The sequence below is a fragment of the Actinomadura rugatobispora genome, assembly GCF_042656285.1.
Classification (GTDB): Bacteria; Actinomycetota; Actinomycetes; order Streptosporangiales; family Streptosporangiaceae; genus Spirillospora; species Spirillospora rugatobispora.
The window spans coordinates 49,435-66,149 of the sequence record NZ_JBHSON010000002.1 but is presented as its reverse complement, the minus strand read 5'-3'; the positions used below and the strand labels follow the sequence as shown (position 1 = coordinate 66,149).

At 71.7% G+C, this 16,715-nt stretch carries 7 protein-coding genes; 5 read left to right on the top strand and 2 right to left on the bottom strand.

Annotation, left to right across the window (positions count from 1 at the left end; genetic code table 11):
• Position 1: 1 nt before the first annotated feature.
• Positions 2–3,529 (bottom strand): bifunctional glycosyltransferase/CDP-glycerol:glycerophosphate glycerophosphotransferase, encoded by a 3,528-nt coding sequence (locus ACFPZN_RS01570; RefSeq protein WP_378279335.1) that lies wholly within the window; start codon positions 3,527–3,529, stop codon positions 2–4.
• Between the two features lie 220 nt (positions 3,530–3,749).
• Here ACFPZN_RS01570 and ACFPZN_RS01565 point away from each other — a divergent pair, with 220 nt between their 5' ends.
• Genes ACFPZN_RS01565 through ACFPZN_RS01550 form a run of 4 tightly spaced genes read left to right on the top strand, consistent with a single transcriptional unit; the run spans position 3,750 to position 7,607 of the window.
• Complete coding sequence (locus ACFPZN_RS01565) at positions 3,750–6,062, top strand: hypothetical protein (protein ID WP_378279333.1); 2,313 nt, start codon at positions 3,750–3,752, stop codon at positions 6,060–6,062.
• 44 nt (positions 6,063–6,106) lie between these two features.
• Entirely contained in the window at positions 6,107–6,469 is a 363-nt protein-coding gene (locus ACFPZN_RS01560) for a metalloregulator ArsR/SmtB family transcription factor (RefSeq protein ID WP_378279330.1), read from the top strand.
• Positions 6,466–6,969, top strand: coding sequence for an SRPBCC family protein (locus ACFPZN_RS01555; RefSeq protein ID WP_378279328.1), 504 nt, complete (start codon positions 6,466–6,468; stop codon positions 6,967–6,969). The genes ACFPZN_RS01560 and ACFPZN_RS01555 overlap by 4 nt, the downstream gene beginning before the upstream one ends.
• Complete coding sequence (locus ACFPZN_RS01550) at positions 6,966–7,607, top strand: class I SAM-dependent methyltransferase (protein WP_378279327.1); 642 nt, start codon at positions 6,966–6,968, stop codon at positions 7,605–7,607. Before ACFPZN_RS01555 ends, ACFPZN_RS01550 begins: the two co-directional genes overlap by 4 nt.
• 21 nt (positions 7,608–7,628) lie before the next feature.
• Here ACFPZN_RS01550 and ACFPZN_RS01545 read toward each other — a convergent pair whose 3' ends face one another.
• Positions 7,629–8,633, bottom strand: a complete 1,005-nt coding sequence (locus tag ACFPZN_RS01545) for a hypothetical protein (protein ID WP_378279326.1) — start codon at positions 8,631–8,633, stop codon at positions 7,629–7,631.
• Positions 8,634–9,161: 528 nt separating this feature from the next.
• Between ACFPZN_RS01545 and ACFPZN_RS01540 the strand changes: the two genes are divergently transcribed.
• Positions 9,162–16,706 (top strand): SpvB/TcaC N-terminal domain-containing protein, encoded by a 7,545-nt coding sequence (locus ACFPZN_RS01540; RefSeq protein ID WP_378279324.1) that lies wholly within the window; start codon positions 9,162–9,164, stop codon positions 16,704–16,706.
• Positions 16,707–16,715 lie beyond the last annotated feature (9 nt).

The window sequence follows — 16,715 nt, the reverse complement described above, 5'->3', positions numbered from 1 at the left end:
GTCAGCCGGTCCCCAGGAGCCGGTCGACGACGCGGATGGCCGCCTTGCCGTCGTCGAGGTCGCAGAACCGCTCGGTGAACCGGTGGTGGCGTCCCGCGTGCGCGCGCGCCACGTCGTCGAGCGACCCCAGCGCGTCGATCACCTCGTCGGAGGTGGCCAGCAGCGGGCCGGGCGCCTCCCCCTCGAAGTCGAAGTAGAACCCGCGGAGCTCGTCGCGGTACCGCTCCAGGTCGTAGGTGAAGAACAGCATCGGACGGCCCGTGTTGGCGTAGTCGAACATCAGCGACGAGTAGTCGGTGAGCAGCACGTCCGCGGCCAGGAACAGCTCCGCGATGTCCGGGTAGTCCGAGACGTCGCGGACGAAGCCGTCGCCGGTCTCGGGCACGGTGTCGACGACGTTCGGATGGCGGCGCACCAGCAGGACGAAGTCGCCGCCCAGCGCCGCCGCGGCCGCCTCCAGGTCGAGGCGGAGGTCGAGCCGGTACCTGCCCGGCCCGTAGAAGCTGTCGTCGCGCCAGGTCGGAGCGTAGAGCACCGCGCGCTTGCCCTGGGGCAGCCCGAGGCGGCGCCGCACCCGCTCCCCCAGCAGGTCGCGGTCGGGGTCGCGGAGGACGTCGTTGCGCGGATACCCGGTCTCGATGATCTCGCCGCCGAACCGGAAGGCGCGGCGCAGGATCGGCGTGCTGAAGCGGTTCGGCGAGATCAGCCCGCTCCAGTGCCGCACTTCCTCGGCGAGCTTCTCCAGGTAGGCGGAGTCGGCGAACTTCACCTCCCCGATGTCGAAGCCGATGCGTTTCAGCGGCGTGCCGTGCCAGGTCTGCAGCACGACCTGGCCCTCCCGGCGGCGGAACCAGTGCGGCAGGTGCGCGTTGGTGACGATGTAGCGGCTGCGCGCCAGCGCCTCGTACCACTCCCTGCCCCACAACCGCACCGGGCGGGCCGTGTCGGGGACCACCACCTGGGCGTCGCGGACGACCCACAGGTGCTCCAGGTCGGTGCCGCGCCGGGTCAGTTCCTCGTGGACGGCGCGCGGACTGTCGGAGTACTGCCTGCCCCTGTAGCTGTCGTAGAGCACCGCGGGCCGCGGGGGCGCCAGGCGGCTGGGCAGGGCGTGCGGGAGCCGGTAGTGCCGGACCCGTACGCGGCGCTGGGCGTACGGGCCGCGCTCGTCCGGGCGCAGATCGGACGAGACCTCCAGCACCACCTCGTCCGGGCCGTTGTCCCGCAGGCCGTAGCTCCGCCCGTCCCTCTCGAACTCGATCGGCAGCCCGTCGCGGAACCCGGGGCCGGGCCGCGCGGCGGGCATGGGATCCGCGGCGGCCGCGCCGGCGGCCCGGACCCGCATGATCCACTTGCCCGCGCGCAGCGGAAGCACCCCGGCCGGGGTGGTCAGCGCCGTGACCGGAAGCTCGGCGCGGAACCGCCCGTCCTCGACGATCATCGGAAAGGCCCGCTGCTCGGTGCGTTCCCGGCTGGACAGGACGATCGCGTGGCCGCTCCCGCCGGCCCCCGCGCACTCCCCTGTGATCGTGAGGGTCCCGTCGGGTCCCCAGGCGGCGCCGGTCACCACCGGGCGCGATATCCCGGCGGACAACCGCGCGTAGCCCTCGCGGCACCGGGACACGATGACCTCGCGGCCGGGGACGGCGTGGCGCGCCTCGCCGAGAGCCTCGTCCAGGACGAGGCGCAGCGGCTCGTCCTCGGCGTGGCCGGCCAGTTCGAGGCGCCAGGCCGACTCGCCGGGCTGCTCGTCCGCGCTCCCCGTCCCCGGCAGGTCGCGCAGGGGGATGCGGGCGGTGAAGGACGTGCCGGCGGCCTCGGCGGCGGTGGTGATCGGGCACGTCAGGGCCACCGTGCCCGCCTCGCCCCGGAGCAGGAGTGCGTCGCCGTGCCGGGTGCCGGCGCAGACCGTCCCCGAGACCTCCAGGCCGGTCCCGGAAAGGCGGTGGCCGGTCACCTTCGCGCGGACGTTCTCCACCTTCAGCCGCAGCGTCCCGCCGCGAGTGATCAGCGGGATGACGCGGACGTCGGCGGCCACGTAGTGCCAGGGAGGGTGCGCTCCGCTGCCCGAGGCCGCCGCGGCCAGCGCGCCGCGGCGGAACACGCCGCGCCCGTAGACCCCGACCGCCACGAGCCAGGTGCCGTCCACGTAGCGGTCCCCGTCGCGCAGCCGCTTCGGGTCCAGGGCGAAGGAGAAGCCGGCGCCGTGGTAGCTGAACTGCGCCTGCCGCGAACCGGCGGTGGCCTCCGGGCACCGCCGGGGCCGGGCCGGCAGCAGCGTGGTGCGCCCGGTGCGCTCCTCCCGCAGGGCGACGGCCTTGAGCGCGGACCAGGGCCACGGCATGCCGACGTATCTGATGTACGCGTGGCCGGACACCCGCAGCCTGCCGCCCCGCCACCCCACCTCGTGCAGCCGGGCGCTCATCGCGAGCTCCTCGCGGAGCCGGAAGATCCGCTTCGGGATCCGCAGCCCGCGGCGCCGCTTCCAGAACGGGTACTTGGCGTAGCGGCGGTGCAGGCGGCGCGCCACCGGAATCCTTCCGCCGGCGCGCTCGGACTCGATGACCTCCCGCACCTCGTCCAGGAGGCCGCGGCCGACCAGGTGCCACTTGAGCTTCATGATCGCGGGCAGGCGGTCCAGGACGCCCGGCTCGGCCCGCCGCAGGAAATCGGCGGCGAGCTCGCCGAAGCGGGCCCGGAACGCCGCGTCGCCCTCGGGCAGGACGTTCAGGAAGATCCGCAGGTCGCTGCGCAGCGCGACCTGCTCGTAGGCCTTCTTGTGCGGGCGGTGCCCCGGGCGGGCGCCGAGGAAGTCCCGCACCGCCTCGACCGCGGCGAAACGGTCGTCGAGGGCCTTGATCTCCGTACGGCGCTGGGTGATGGACGGATCGCCGCCGTCCCGCCGGCGCCAGTGGTAGACGGGCTCGTCCACCACGTCCACGGCCGACGCCAGGAAATGCGCCGGCAAGGTCACCGGAATGTCCTCGTACAGCACGCCCTCGGGAAAGCGAAAGCCGTGCCGCCGCCAGAAACTCCGGCGGAAGACCTTGTTCGGGACCAGCCGGTCGTACATCAGGAGCGGATCGCGGGTGATGTGCGTCCGCATCCGGGTCGCGCCCATCGGCCGACGGTGCATCGGCGACTGCAGGAGGCCGGCCGGGGTCAGCAGGAGGGTGTTGCCGGAGGCGAAGTCCGAGCCGGTGCGCTCCAGCGTCCCGACGAGCAGTTCGTAGGCGTGGCCGGGCAGGACGTCGTCGCTGTCGACGAAGGCCAGGTACTCGCCGCGCGCCTCCCGGGCCCCCGTGTTGCGGGCGTGGCCGAGGCCGTGGTTGTCCTGGCGGATCAGGCGGAACCGGCCGTCCCGGGCGGCGTGGGCCGCCGCGATCTCGGCGCTCGCGTCGGTCGAGCCGTCGTCCACCATGACCACGTCCAGGTCGCCCAGCGTCTGCGCCGCGATGGAGTCCAGGCATTCCTCGAGATATGGCGCGACATTGTAAATCGGGACGACGACCGTTACCCGTGGCTTCATGCGCCCTCCACAGATCACCCCGGCCCGGCCGAAAGCGCGCCAAGGCCCCCGTCCACATGCTGTCAGGAGACGGGCCTGCTTTTGTTGAAGGAACGCTTCATAATTCGTCTTGGATTCTCAGAAGCGCAAAACATAAACTAAACGGGGTTAATGGGGAATTCCGGGGGGTAAGTGGATAAGTTGGTGTCCGGCAGCGCATACTTTGCCCCGGAGGCGCCACATGGGGATAGGACAGTGGAAGGCCGAGCGGCTCGTGCGCCGGGCCTCGGAACCGGGCGGCGAGCCGCAGCTGGCCAGGCTGGCCCGGCGGGCCGCGGCGCGCGGTCCGGAGCTGGCACTGGTCGTCGCGGTGGCGGTCAGGAAGGAACATCGGGCGCACCCGCTGCGCGCCTGGTCGCGGGACCGGGTCGTGCGCGTGTGGGCACGGAACCGGGACCCCGTGCTCCGCGCAGTCATACGCAAGCACGGCCTGCTCGCCGACGACGGCCGCGCGCGCTGGACGGCCGCGGCCCTGCATGACCGCCTCCTCGACGAGTGGGCCGACGGCGCCGAACGGGCGATGCCCGCGCTCCTCACCGACGCCGACGAGGACGTGCGCGCGGGCGCGCGGCACGCGTGCGAAGGCGCCGCCGAGCCCGTGCTCGGCGCCCTGTGGCAGTCCCTCGGCGGCGTGCGGGGCGAGGGACGCGGGGCACTTGTGGACGCGCTGCTCCGCAACCCCCGCACCCTCGGGCGCGCGACGCTCGCGCACGCCTGGCAGGGCTGGCTCGACGAGCCCGTACCGGGGCTGTGGGCGTTCCTCCGCGAGATCGGGCGGGAGGCGCCGGGCTCTGACTCGTCCACGGCGCGGCATCTCAGCCGGCTGGCGCTCGGAACCGCCCCGCCGGACGAGCTGTGCCGGGGCGCGCTCGACGACCGCACGCCCGAGCACGTGCGGCAGCTCGTCATCCGGACCTGCGCGGACCGCGGGCTCGTCCCCGACGACCCGGTGGAGCGCGCGGCGTGCCTGCTGGTCACCGGGCGGTACGAGGAGTACCGGGCGGCCGACCCGGACGGCGCGCTGCTGGCCGCCGCGTACGCGGGCGGGTCGGCCGGGCTGCGCTCCCGGATGCGCTCGGCGGTCGCCGCCGCGGGCGAACTGGACCTGGTGCGGGTCCTGGTGGCCACCACGCCGCCGCGGGCGATGAGCGTCCGGGAGCGCGGGTTCCTGGCCGGGCGGCTGGCCGCCGAGGAGGCGTGGCCGGAGCTGTGGCGGCTCGCCCGCGACCTCCCGCCCGCCGAGGCGCTCGCCGCGCTCCGGCCGGTCGCCGGGTGGTGCCCGCCCGGCCTGTCGCGCGAGGCGTTCGACCGGCTGCTCCGCATGCCGCCGGACCGGATCCGGGCGGCGCTGTCCACCCTCGACCTGCGCAGCCCGCTGCGGCCCGCGCTCGGCCTCGCCGTCGTCGAGCAGTGCGCCCTGTCCCCGGACGGGACCCGCCTCGCCGTCGCGGGCAGGAGGAGCCCCGCCGGCCCCTCCGTCCTCATCGAGTACGCCCTGCCCGAGGGCGAGGTCGTCGCCTCGTACACGAGCGCGGGCCGCGCGGAGCAGTGGCGGACGCTGCTCCACACCGGCGACGCCGTGATCGCGATCGTGGGGTTTCCGGGTGGCAGCCTGGTCCGCTACGCCGGCGGTGAACGCGCGTGCCTCATCGACCCGCCGCGCAAGGAGGGGCACGTCCGCGACGAGATCTGCGCCGTCGCGCTCGCGCCCGGCGGCGCGCTCGTCGCCACGAGCTTCCGCCACCTCCACGTGTTCGCACCGCCCCACGACGGCGCCCGGCACACCCTCTCCTTCGGCGCCCTGGGGCTCGCGGAGGTGTGGGGGTTCGCGATGGACGTGGAGCCGGAGACCGGGCTGGTCGCCGTGGGCGGCTGGACCCCCGCGGTGCTGGACGTCCAGGCCGGAACGGTGGTCGCGCGGGGGGAGGACATCCGCGACAGGGCCGAAGGGGTGGCCTTCACGTCGCGGTCCAGGCTGGTCACCTCGGGCATTTCCGGCACCCTGACGGGCTGGCGGCTCGACGGCGGCGCGCTGCGTCCCGAGGTGTCCCGGACGTACGGCCAGGGCGGCCCCGGCCTGGCCTCCCTCCCCGCGCACGGCCGGGTCTGGGCCAAGTCGGGCGGCGTGTACGCCGACGCGGAGACCCTGCGGGAGACGGAGCCGCCGAACGGATCCCGGCCCGATCCCCGGTGGGTCTGGAGCACGCCGTCCGGCGCCCGCTTCGTCGTCGCCGACCTCGACCGGATCGAGGTGCACGGGACGTACCGGGACGCGGCGGCACGATTGCTCGACCGGCCGCTCGCCGACGCCGTCCCCGACGATCTGGCGCGGGCCGACGCGCTCCTCGGCTCCGGACGCTACAGCGGCGACGCGGCCGAGCTGCTGGCCCTGCTGCGCATCTTCCTGGACGAGCGCTACGGCGCCGATGTCGCCCTGGGTCCCGCGATCTCCCCCGGCACCGACACCGACATCGCCCTGGGCCAGGGCGCCTGATCACCACCCGGCAAACACGTAACCAGTATGTTACGCTTCTACGCGTGGACGAGGTGGCGGGAGCGATCGCCGACCCGGTGCGCCGGCAGATCATGGTCATGCTGCGCGAGGGTCGGCTCTCGGCCGGGCAGATCGCCGGGCGCTTCCAGATCAGCAGGCCGGCCGTGAGCCGCCACCTGCGCGTGCTCAGGGAGAGCGGGCTGGTGCGCGACGAACTCGTCGGCAGGCAGCGGCTCTACGAGCTCGACACCGAGCGGCTCGGCGAGCTGGCGGCCTGGCTCGCCCAGTTCGTCCGGCCCCCCGTCGCCGAGCACCACCTCGACGCACTGGAGACAGAGGTCTACCGGACCCGGCGCGACCATCGTGCGGGCTATGCGGCCGACCAGGCAAAGGAGAACACGGCATGACCCCCACCCCTACGGGACGGCTCTTCCGTACCGGCGACGGAAGCGACCTGGTCCTCACCCGGACGCTCCGCGCGCCCATCGACGACGTGTGGGCCGGCGTCACCGAATCCGAGCGCACCGCCCGCTGGTTCGGACCGTGGGAGGGCGACGCCGCACCCGGCGGCTCGATCAAGGTGCAGATGGTGCACGAGGACCAGGCGCCGTGGATGGACATGCGCATCGACGCCTGCGAGCCGCCGCGGAGGCTGGCCCTCTCGGCGACCGACGAGCACGGAAACTGGCGGATCGAGCTGCTGCTGTCCGAAGCCGGCGGCTCAACGCTGCTGCAGCTCGTGCAGCACCTCGAGAACGAGGACGGCCTCGGCGAGATCGGGCCCGGCTGGGAGTACTACCTCGACATGCTCGTCGCGGCCCGGGAGGGATCACCCAAGCCCGACTTCGACGCCTACTACCCCGCGATGAAGGCGTACTTCGACCAGCTGCCCACCAGGGTTTCATGAGCGACCTGTCGAACTTCCAGAACCCCCGATTCGCGCGCGCGTACGAGCGCGTCAGCCGCGAGGCCGAGGCCCGGGGCACCGCGCGGCACCGCGAGCGGGCGCTGGCCGGGCTGACCGGGCGGGTCATCGAGATCGGCGCCGGCAACGGCCTGAACTTCCCCCACTACCCCGGCGGGGTCACCGAGGTCGTGGCCGTCGAGCCCGAGAACCTGCTCCGCGCCTCCGCCGAGCGCGCGGCGGCGAGCAGCGCGGTGCCCGTCCGCGTCGTCCCCGGGCACGCCGGGGCTCTCCCGGCGGACGACGCGGGCTTCGACGCGGCGGTGCTGTCCCTCGTGCTGTGCTCGCTGCCGTCCCCCGCCGAGGCGCTGGCCGAGGTGCGGCGGGTGCTCAGACCCGGCGGCGAGCTGCACTTCTTCGAGCACGTGCGGTCCGAGCGACGGCTGCTCGCCCTGTTCCAGGACCTCATCAAGCCGGTCTGGCGGCTCGGAAGCGGAGGCTGCCACCTCAACCGCGACAGCGCGGGCGCGATCCGCACGGCGGGCTTCGAGATCAAGGAGCTCGACCGGTTCTCCTACGCTCCCCTGCGCTTGGTGCCCCCGCATTCCCACATCCTGGGCACCGCCCAAGCGCCGCACTGACCGAGTCCCCCCGGCGAGTGTTCAGCCGGTGATCCGGAAGATGCCGATGTCATCGTCGGCGGTCCCGTTCTGTGTCGTCTGGTTCAGTGACGCCTCGACGCCCACCCAGCCGTGGAAGCGTCCATCGTCGCCGATGACCTGGAGCATTGGCTTCACATGGGAGTTTCCCGTGTAGCAGATCTCGCCGCGGGCGTCGGCGAGGTTCGTCCGCCAGTGCCACAGGGTGTCGCGCCGGTTCTCGACGGACGTGCCGGCCGGCGCGATGTAGTACATGGTGCGGACCGTGCCGTCGGGCGCGTGGGTCTGGGCCCCCAGGCAGCGCCGATCCCGGCATGGCGTCCAGTGCGTCACCCAGAACGGCTCACCGTCGCCATGGTCGATGTACGGGGTGTAGCCGGTGTCAGCCGAGTACGCGGTCTTCCACAGGTAGTACCGGTGCGTGAAGGCGGTGTGGTCGGCGGCGGCGACCTTGGCCGCCGGGACCCGGGTCGTCCACGAGACGTTGCTTCCGTTGCCGAAACCGTGTGTGGCGCCCAGGCTGTTGCCTTCGAGTTCGACGCCCGCCAGCGTGCCCTTCGCCAGGGATGTGAGCGTCCAGTCCTCCCATTGCCCGTCCTCCCAGGAGATGTGCAGCCTGTCCCCGTCGACTCTGTAGCGCCCCTCCAGTAGCAAGGACGCTTCGGTGGACTGCCATCCGGCCGCCGTCGGCACGACGCAGTCCCGCTCCGTGCAGCCCGCGGCGGCGTTGCCCGTGCTCACCCGTACCGTGCGCGTGAGCTGGGACCACTGCCAGTACTGCTCCGAGACCGTTCCATCGTCGGAGAAGGTGTACTGCCCGAGTCGGACCCAGTTCGCGGTGGAGTCCGCGCGGAGGCCGCCCATGGCGATCGCGAAGTTCGACTTTCCCAAGGGCGTGCGCGTTGGCCGCGCGTCCGGCGGCTTGCCGGCCGCCATGGCGAGCGGGGCCGCCATCACCAGCGACGCGGCCAGGCCGAAGGCCGCGAGCGTCGTGCTGAAAGAACGCATGATTCGTTCTTCCTCCGGTTCGGATCCTCGTGAGGCAGGCAAGCCTGCACGGGGACGCCGGACTCCGGCTCGTCCACCACGCGGTGCCTTACGGCCACGAGGACGAGGTTCGGCCGCCCCATGCCGAAACGATGGGCCCTCCTTGGGGCGGTCCCGCGGTACGCGCCGGCTCGACCGGCCCCGCCGGAAGGCCGGATGACCGCAGCCCTCTTGCGATAAATGTCCGGAAATCAGGTGGCCACATGGTGTCATATCCGGTCGGCGGCTTTACAGGGCAGGTAAAGCGGCCCATAGTGAGCGGCAGGGCGGTCGGGGATTGGGGTTGAGATCATCAACGCACACCTTCCTCATGTGAAAGACGGCCGGGCCGAAAGTCCCGCATACGCGGAAATATCCGCGCCACCTGCGCTGTCCTCGCCCGCGCAGTACCCGCCCGAACAGCACTCGCCCGCACAATCGCCGACCATTTCGCTCCCCAAGGGCGGGGGCGCCATTCGTGGCATCGGCGAGAAATTCGCGGCCAATCCGGTGACCGGGGCGGGGGCGGCGACCGTTCCCATCGCCACCAGCCCGGGTCGTTCCGGCCTCGGACCGCGACTCTCCCTCTCCTATGACTCGGGGGCGGGAAACGGCCCGTTCGGCTTCGGCTGGTCGCTCGGCCTCCCGCAGATCTCCCGCCAGACGGACAAGGGGCTGCCGCAGTACCGTGACGCCGAGGAGTCGGACGTCTTCCTGCTCTCCGGCACCGAAGACCTCGTCCCGGTGCTCGATTCGGACGGTGGCCGTTTCGCGGACGAGACCACCGCGCCGGGGCACGCCGTTCATCGGTACCGTCCGCGCGTCGAAGGGCTCTGGGCCCGTATCGAGCGCTGGACCCGCAACTCCGACGGCGACGTGCATTGGCGCACGTTCACCAAGGACAACGTCCTCAGCGTTTACGGAAAGGACCGGCGGTCCCGTATCGCCGACCCGGCGGACCCGCACCGGATCTTCGCGTGGTTGATCTGTGAAACCCGCGACGACAAGGGCGACGGCGTCGTCTACGAGTACAAGCAAGACGACGGCGTCGGCGTGGACCCGGCCCATTCCCACGAGGGCAACCGCGGCGCTCTCGACGATCCGCGCCGGACGACCAACCGCTATGTCAAGCGCATCCGCTACGGCAATCGGAGGTCACTGCTCGACGATTCCGGCGGCCGCCCGGACGTGCTCACCGACGGCCAGGTCGAGAACGCCGGGTGGATGTTCGAGGTGGTCTTCGACTACGGCGAGCACGACGCCGTCCGCCCGACACCGGGCGACAGCGGTCCATGGGGCCATCGCGAAGACGCGTTCTCCTCCTACCGCGCCGGCTTCGAAGTGCGCACCAGCCGCCTTTGCCGGCGCGTGCTGATGTTCCATCATTTCGAGCACGAGGACGGCGTCGGCGACGACTGCCTCGTGCGCTCCACCGACCTCTCCTTCTCCCCTGAACGGACTCCCGCGAGCGCGCGCGAGCCCGTGTACGCCTTTCTGCGCGCCGTCACCCAGACCGGCTATCAGCGAAAGGGCGAAGGGTACCTCCGGCGCAGCATGCCGGCGGTCGAGTACGAATACACCCAGGCCGTCGTGCAGCACACGGTGCACGACGTCGACCCCTCGGATCTGGAGAATCTGCCGATCGGGCTGGACGGCTCGGTCTACCAGTGGACCGACCTGCACGGCGAGGGCATCCCCGGAGTCTTCAGTGAGCAGGGCGACGCCTGGTTCTACAAGGCCAACCTCAGCCCGATCAGCTCACGGCAGGTCGAACTCGCGCCGATGGAACGTGCGGCGAGCAAGCCCAACGTCGCCATGGCCACGGGACAGGCGCAGTTCATGGACCTGGCCGGTGACGGCCGGCCCGACGTGGTGGTACTGGACGGTCCCATGGCCGGCTGGTACGAACACGACGGCGATCGGGGGTGGGATCCCTTCCGCCCGTTCGCGTTTCGCCTCAACCGCGATACGCGCGATCCCAACCTGAGGTTCGTCGACCTGACCGGCGACGGCAATGCCGATGTGCTGATCACCGAGGACGACGCCTTCGTCTGGCACGATTCCCTGGGCGAGCAGGGCTTCGGCCCGGCCCGCCGGGTCCCCCGGGCGCTCGACGAGGAAACGGGTCCGCGCCTGGTCTTCGCCGATGGCACCCAGTCCATCTATCTGGGCGACATGTCCGGCGACGGCCTCACCGATCTGGTGCGCATCCGCGAGGGCGAGGTCTGCTACTGGCCGAACCTCGGCTACGGCCGCTTCGGCGCCAAGGTCACCATGGACAACGCGCCCCGTTTCGACCGTCCGGACCAGTTCGACCACGCCCGTATCAGAGTGGGCGACATCGACGGCAGCGGCACCACCGACATCGTCTACCTGGGCGGCGACGGTGTGCGGCTCTACTTCAACCAGTCCGGGAACGGCTGGAGCGAGCCCCGGTCTTTGGACGCGTTTCCGCAGGTGGACAATCTCGCCGCGGTCACGCTCGCCGACCTTCTCGGCAACGGCACCGCCTGCCTGGTGTGGTCGTCGCGCCTGCCGGGCGATACGCGGCGCCGCATGCGCTATGTCAATCTCATGGGCGAGCACAAGCCGCATCTGCTCGTCGGGACGGTCAACAACCTCGGCGCCCGGACACGGATCGACTACACCTCGTCCGTCAAGTTCTATCTCCAGGACAAGTACGCGGGTAAGCCGTGGATCACCAAGCTTCCGTTTCCGGTGCACGTGGTCGAACGGATCGAGACCACCGACGCCGTCAGCGGCAATCGCTTCGTCACCCGCTACGCCTACCATCACGGCCATTTCGACGGGGTCGAACGCGAGTTCCACGGCTTCGGCATGGTCGAGAAATGGGACACCGAGAAGTTCGGGTTCCGCTCGGGCAGCAACGAGGACCCCGCCACCGATCTGCCGCCGGTGCTCACCCGCACCTGGTTCCATACCGGCGCCCATGTCGATACCGACCGGATGAGCGGCCATTTCGCCGGCGAGTACTACCGGGAGGACGCCCCTGCCCCCGGCGCCTCCGGACCGGGCACGGCAGAGCAGGCCGCCATGCTGCTCGCCGACACCCTGCTGCCCGACACCGTGCTCCGGCCGGACGGATCCCGGTCTCCGTGGCCGCTGAGCGCGGAGGAGGAGCGGGAAGCGTGCCGGGCGCTGCGCGGTTCGGTGCTGCGGGAGGAGATCTACGCCCTCGACGGCACCGAGGCGGCCGACCGGCCGTATCTCGTCAGCGAGCGCAACCACACCGTGGAACTGCTGCAGCCGCGCGTCGCCGGCAACCGGCATGCCGTCTTCTTCACCCACCCCCGGGAAAGCGTCGAGTTCCATTACGAGCGAGCCCTGTACGGACCGGACGGCGACCGGTTCGCCGACCCCCGGGTCACCCACGCCGTGACGCTGGACGTGGACGTGTTCGGGAACGTGCGGCGCGCGGTGTCGATCGCCTACGGCCGCCGGGTCGCCGACCCTGATCCGGTCCTCACCGACGACGACCGCGCGAAGCAGCGGCGCCCCCTGCTCACCTGCACCGAGACCGACTACACCAACCCGGTCCACACGCCGGGCGCGCACCGCGTCCCGCTGCCGTGCGCGAGCCGGACCTACGAGCTGCTCCAGATGACGCCGGCGGCACCGGGCCTCGGCGAGACCGGCCGTCCGGTCACCCCGCTGTTCACCTTCGACGAGCTGCGCACACGCCTGGACGAGGCCGCGGCGCCCGGCCGGGAACTGCCGTACGAGGACGTGGACCACGCGGGCATCACCGCCTCCGGTCCGCACCGGCGGCTGATCGAGCACGTGCGCACCCGGTACCGCGCGGACGATCTGACCGGTCTGCTGGGCGCCGGCGAGGTCCAGCCGCGGGCGCTGCCCGGCGAGTCTTACCGCCTGGCCTACACCCCCGGCCTGCTCACCGGCGTGTACCACCGTGACGGGCAGGAGCTGCTGCCCGCCGATCCCGCCGACCTGTTGAACGGTGAAGGCGGGTACGTCCGGCTCGACGGCGACCCGGGCTGGTGGATCCCGTCCGGCCGCGTCTTCCACCACCCGGACGGACCCGCGACGCCCGATCAGGAGCAGCCGTTCGCCGCGCAAGAGCTGTCCTTCGCCCGCGAGCACTTCTTCCTCCCGCACCGGTTCGTCGACGCCTTCGGTGAGGCCACCGTGGTGGGCTACGACGCCCACAGCCTGCAGGTCGCCCGCACCCGCGACCCGGTGGGCAACACCGTCCGCGCCGAACACGACTACCGGGTCCTCGCCCCGCGGCGGGTCACCGACGCGAACGGCAACCGCGGCGAGGCCGCGTTCGACTGCCTGGGGATGGTCGCCGCGACCGCCGTCATGGGGAAGGCCGCGCAGAATCTGGGCGACTCCCTGGCCGCGTTCGCCGCCGACCCGGAGTTCACCGACCCCGATCTGCCGGCGCTGCAGGCCTTCGTGGCCGATCCGCACGGCCGGTCGGCCGCATTGCTCGACTCCGCGAGCACCCGGGTGGTGTACGACCTGCACCGTTTCGCGCGCTGCGGGCAGCCGCCGTTCGCCGCGGTGCTGACCAGGGAGGTCCACGCCGACCAGCCCGCACCCCCCGGCGGGGTGCGCATCCAGGTCGTCATCGTCTACTCCGACGGTTTCGGACGGCAGGTGCAGACCAAGATCCCGGCCGAGCCGGGCGACGCGCCGGTGCGTGACGCCGACCTCCCAGTGGAGGCGGGCGATCCGCCGCGGCCCACCGGCGACGTCCGGCCCGGCCCGTTGCGGGACGGCGGCGCCGTGACCCCGGTCGCCCGCAGGTGGGTGGGCCAGGGCCGCACCGTCTACGACAACAAGGGCAACCCGGTCCGCCAGTACGAACCGTTCTTCTCCTCCACCCATCTGTGCGAGGAGGAGAGGGAGCTGACCGACACCGGGGTCTCACCGCTGTTCTGCCACGACCCGGTGGGGCGTGTCGTCGTCACGCTGCGGCCCGACGACACCTACGAGAAGGTCGTCTTCGACCCGTGGCGGCAGGCGAACTGGGACGCCAATGACACCGTACGGCTCGATCCCCGGACCGACCCGGACATCGCCGCCCTCGTCCGCGGCCACTTCGCCGACCGTCCCGCCACCTGGCAGACCTGGTTCGACCAGCGCATCGGCGGAGCGCACGGGACGACACCGGCCGACCGGGCGGCCGCCCGGAACGCCGCCGAGAAGGCGGCCGATCACGCGGCGACGCCCGGACTCTCCTTCTCCGACAGCCTCGGACGGGCGTTCCTGACCGTGGCGGACAACGGGCCGGGCGGCCACCTCCCCTCTCGGGTGCACCTGGACATCGAAGGCAACCGGCGCGCGGTCATCGACGCCCGCGGCATCGCGGTGATGCGCGGCGACTTCGACATGCTGGGAAACCCCCTGCACACCCGCAGCCCGGACTCCGGCGAACGGTGGACGCTCCCCGACGTGACCGGCAAGCCGATCCGGTCCTGGGACAGCCGCGGCTTCCGGCGGCGCATGACCTACGACGGGCTGCGCCGGCCCCTGGCCGTCTTCGTGGCCGACACGGCGGACGAGCGCTGCGTCCAGCGGACCGTCTACGGCGAGGCCGCCGGTGAGGGCGCGAACCACCGAGGCCGCGTGCACAAGGTCTTCGACGGCGCGGGCGTCCTGGTCAGCGAGGCGTACGACTTCAAGGGCAACCTGCTGCGCGGCACCCGCAGGCTGCCGGCCGACCACCGGTCCGAGATCGACTGGCCGGAGGAGTCCGATCCCGCCACCGAGGCCCTCCTGGATGAGGAGGCGTTCACCGACGCCACCGTTCACGACGCGCTCAACCGCCCGGTCCAGGACGTGGCTCCGCATTCGAACCGGCCGGGAACGACCGTCAGCGTCACCCGCCCCGGCTACAACGAGGCCGGGCTGCTCGAACGGCTGGACGCCTGGCTCGACCGGCCGGACGAGCCGGACACGCCGCTCGATCCGGGCGGCGCCACCCAGCACGTCGTCGGGAACATCGACTACAACGCGCGCGGCCAGCGCGTGCTCGTCGAGTACGGCAACGGCGTCCGGACCGCCTACGCCTACGACCCGCTCACGTTCCGCCTGCGCCGCCTCACCACGCGGCGCGGCGGCGACCTCCTGCAGGACCTGACGTACGACCACGACCCGGTCGGCAACATCACCGGCATCCGCGACGGCGCCAACGACCTGATCTTCCACGATCAGCAGGTCGTGGCCCCCGGCGGCGAGTACCGCTACGACGCCGTCTACCGGCTCGTCGCGGCCCGCGGCCGGGAACACCGCGGCGGAGACGGGCAGGTCGGCCACGACCCCGCGGCCTGGACCGTGCGGACCCTGCCCAACGACGGCCAGGCCCTGCGCAACTACATCGAGACCTACACCTACGACGACGTCGGCAACATCCTCGGCATGCGCCACCACGAGGGCCCCAACCTCGACTCACCCGGCCCGGTCGTCTGGCACCGCCGCTACCAGTACGCCGTCGACGGCAACCGCCTGATGGCCACCAGCCTCCCGGGCGACCCGAAGGACCTGCCCGACCACGTGACCGCGCCCGGATACAGCGCCAGGTACCGGCACGACGCCCACGGCAACATGACCGCGCTGCCTCACCTGGAGTCGCTCGAGTGGGACGAGGACGACCGGCTGCGCGGCGTGGACCTCGGGGGCGGCGCACGGGCCTTCTACGCCCACGACGCCGCCCGGCAGCGCGTGCGCAAGGTCTGCGAGAAGGCACCCGGGCTGGTCGAAGAGCGGATCTACCTGGGCGGCTTCGAGGTGTTCCGGGTCCGGACCGCCGGCTCCCTCACGCTGGAACGCGAGACGCTCCATCTGATGGACGACGCCTCGCGCGTCGCGACGATCGAGAGCCGCACGCAGCTCGCCGGCGCGGATCCGTCGCCGGCGCGGCTCGTCCGCTTCCAGCTCGGCGACCACCTCGGCTCGGCCGTCCTGGAACTCGACGCCGACGCCCGGATCATCTCCTACGAGGAGTACCACCCGTACGGCACCACCGCCTACCTCGCGTCCCGGAACCGGCTCGAAACATCGAAGCGGTACCGATATACGGGCCGGGAGCGCGACGAGGAGACCGGTCTCCACTATCACGGCGAACGCTTCTACGCCTCATGGCTCGCGCGCTGGACGAGCTGCGATCCCCTGGACCTGGTCGACGGCACGAATGTTTTCGCGTACGTGAACGGTCGCCCCACCGGCATGGTCGATCCGGACGGAACCGCCGCGAAAAAGGCGACCACAGCACCAGGGGATTCTCGGAGCAAATACCGAGACGACTTCAAGCGGCGGCGCACCGACAACCCCAAGACACGGAACCGGCCTGGCGCGAAGGCCGGCGAAGAGTCGTGGAAGACGCCCAAGAACGAGAAGGGATGGTACAAGCAGGAACAACGAAGGACGAAAAGCAATTCACCCAGAAAGTGGCGGAATCCTCCTGGCGTGGAGGTCGGCCATCCGTACGACAAGCCGCACCATTCCCATGGGAACAAGGGCGGGCCCGGCCGACCGGAGACCGCCCAGGACAATGCGAACAAGAACCAGATCAGCCAGGGGCGGCCGAGTCCCGAGAAGGTGCTCCCGCTGCCGAAGTCCCAGGTTCCGGACAAGAGCGGGCCGCTGGTCAACGTTCCGCCGGAGAAGCAGTCGAAACCGCTGATCAACGAGCCGCCGAAGATCGACTCGGCGCCGCTGGTCAATGTGCCTCCGGCCACGGAGTCGGCACCCCTGGTCAACGTGCCTCCGGCCACGCCGGCACAACCGCTGGTCAACGTGCCGCCGGCGCCCGAGAGCCCGACGGTGCTGCGCACGAATCCCTCCGGCATGACGCCCGAGCAGATCGAGCGGGTGAAGCGGATGGACGTGCCGATCGAGAGCGACATGAAATTCCTGGACCACGTCGAGAAGGCCGTGGTGACCGCCGTGGTGATCGTCGGCGCGGTGGCGGCATTCGCGGCGGGAATGCGCGGCGGAGGGTCGCTCTCTCCGCAATACAATCCGGCGGTCATCCCGTTCGGGGCGAAAACACCTGACGGTGCTTAGCGGAAGGGG

Bases quoted from the DNA above. Each gene is read 5' to 3' on its own strand.
- ACFPZN_RS01570 (WP_378279335.1), bottom strand. From the start codon at position 3,529: ATGAAGCCACGGGTAACGGTCGTCGTCCCGATTTACAATGTCGCGCCA.
- ACFPZN_RS01550 (WP_378279327.1), top strand. From the start codon at position 6,966: ATGAGCGACCTGTCGAACTTCCAGAACCCCCGATTCGCGCGCGCGTAC.
- ACFPZN_RS01565 (WP_378279333.1), top strand. From the start codon at position 3,750: ATGGGGATAGGACAGTGGAAGGCCGAGCGGCTCGTGCGCCGGGCCTCG.
- ACFPZN_RS01555 (WP_378279328.1), top strand. From the start codon at position 6,466: ATGACCCCCACCCCTACGGGACGGCTCTTCCGTACCGGCGACGGAAGC.
- ACFPZN_RS01545 (WP_378279326.1), bottom strand. From the start codon at position 8,633: ATGCGTTCTTTCAGCACGACGCTCGCGGCCTTCGGCCTGGCCGCGTCG.